We start from the raw sequence: 2,231 nt of genomic DNA on the forward strand, positions 1-2,231 counted from the left end.
CTGGATCTGGTTGATCACCCATCCTGTGCACACAACAAAACCTGTGGGAGCCGGGCTTGCCCGCGATGGCGGTGGTACATCCGGCATCTCATTGCCTGACACACCGCTTTCGCTGGCAAGCCAGCTCCCACACTGGCTCTGGTTGATCACCCATCCTGTGCACACCACAAAACCTGTGGGAGCGAGCCTGCTCGCGAAGGCCTCGGTACATCCGGCATCTTCATTGCCTGACACACCGCTTTCGCTGGCAAGCCAGCTCCCACACTGGATCTGGTTGATCACCCATCCTGTGCACACCACAAAACCTGTGGGAGCCGGGCTTGCCCGCGATGGCGGTGGTACATCCGGCATCCCATTGCCTGATACACCGCTTTCGCTGGCAAGCCAGCTCCCACACTGGCTCTGTGTTGATCACCCATCCTGTGCACACAACAAAACCTGTGGGAGCCGGGCTTGCCCGCGATGGCGGCGGTACATCCAGCCTCTCATTGCCTGACACACCGCTTTCGCTGGCAAGCCAGCTCCCACAATGGCTCTGTGTTGATCACCCATCCTGTGCACACCACAAAACCTGTGGGAGCCGGGCTTGCCCGCGATGGCGGTGGTACATCCAGCCTCTTCGTTGCCTGACACACCGCTTTCGCTGGCAAGCCAGCTCCCACAATGGCTCTGTGTTGATCACCCATCCTGTGCACACCACAAAACCTGTGGGAGCCGGGCTTGCCCGCGATGGCGGTGGTACATCCGGCATCCCATTGCCTGATACACCGCTTTCGCTGGCAAGCCAGCTCCCACACTGGATCTGGTTGATCACCCATCCTGTGCACACCGCAAAAACCTGTGGGAGCCGGGCTTGCCCGCGATGGCGGCGGTACATCCGGCGTCTTCATTGCCTGACACACCGCTTCGCTGGCAAGCCAGCTCCCACACTGGATCTGTGTTGATCACAAACCGTGTGCACACCACCAAACCTGTGGGAGCCAGCCTGCTGGCGATGGGGTCGGTGCTATCGGCTCAAGGCCCGGGCCAGAAATGCCGCGGTGCGGCTTTTCTTGCTCGCTGCGACTTTCTGCGGGGTGCCGGCCGCGACGATTTTGCCGCCCTGGTCCCCCGCCCCCGGGCCGATGTCGATCACCCAGTCACTCTGCGCCACCACGCGCATTTCATGCTCGACGACAATCACCGTGTGCCCCGCCGTGACCAGGTTGTCCAGTTGTTCCAGCAACCGATCAACATCTCGCGGGTGCAACCCGGTGGTCGGTTCATCCAGTACATACAAGGTCGCGCCACGCTGATTGCGCTGCAACTCGGTCGCCAGTTTGATCCGCTGCGCCTCGCCGCCGGACAGTTCGGTGGCCGGTTGCCCGAGCCGCAGATAACCCAGGCCGATATCCCTCAGCACCTCCAGCGAACGGCGAATCCCCGGCTGTTCACCAAACACCTCGACCGCCTCATCCACCGTCAATTGCAGCACCTGCGCAATATTCAAACCCTGCAACTCAATCGCCAACGTCTGCGGGTTGTACCGCGCGCCATGGCAAGTCGGGCACGGTGCGTACACGCTGGGCATGAACAGCAACTCGACGCTGACAAACCCCTCACCCTCGCAGGTCGGGCAGCGGCCCTTGGCGACGTTGAAGGAAAACTGCCCGGCGTCATACCCCGCCGCCCGCGCCTCGGGTGTGGCGGCAAACAGTTTGCGGACGTTATCGAACAACCCGGTGTAGGTCGCCAGGTTCGAACGCGGCGTGCGGCCAATGGGTTTCTGATCGACCTGCACCAGCCGCTTGATCGAATCCAGCCCCGCCGTCACCTGGCCGCTGCTGACCTGCGGCGCATCGTCTTCGAGACTGAGTTCTTCCGGCTCCTCCTCAACCACCGGCCGCCCCAACTGCGCGCCGACCAGTTCCAGCAACGCCTGACTGACCAGACTCGACTTGCCCGAGCCGGACACCCCAGTCACCGAGGTGAAACAGCCCAGCGGAAATTCCGCGCTGAGGTTGTGCAGGTTATTGCGGCTGATCCCGTCAAGTTTCAGCCACCCTGTCGGCTTGCGCGCAGTGCGGGTCTGCCGCTGCTCTTCAGCGAACAGATAAGCGCGGGTCTGCGATTCATCGATCTCGGCCAGCCCTGCCGGCGGGCCGCTGTACAACACCCGCCCACCCTTCTCGCCCGCCGCCGGGCCGACATCGATCAGCCAGTCGGCACGGCGCATGGTCTCCAGATCATGC

Annotated in this window: 2 pseudogenes; both read right to left on the reverse strand. The window is 62.7% G+C overall.

The window, feature by feature from the left end:
- Nucleotides 1–282: pseudogene (locus DBR18_RS28470) on the reverse strand (hypothetical protein); the annotation flags it as partial.
- Between the two features lie 724 nt (nucleotides 283–1,006).
- Nucleotides 1,007–2,231, reverse strand: a pseudogene (locus DBR18_RS02080) (ATP-binding cassette domain-containing protein); the annotation flags it as partial.

The sequence above is a fragment of the Pseudomonas sp. HMWF021 genome, from assembly GCF_003061005.1.
In the GTDB taxonomy this organism is placed as follows: domain Bacteria; phylum Pseudomonadota; class Gammaproteobacteria; order Pseudomonadales; family Pseudomonadaceae; genus Aquipseudomonas.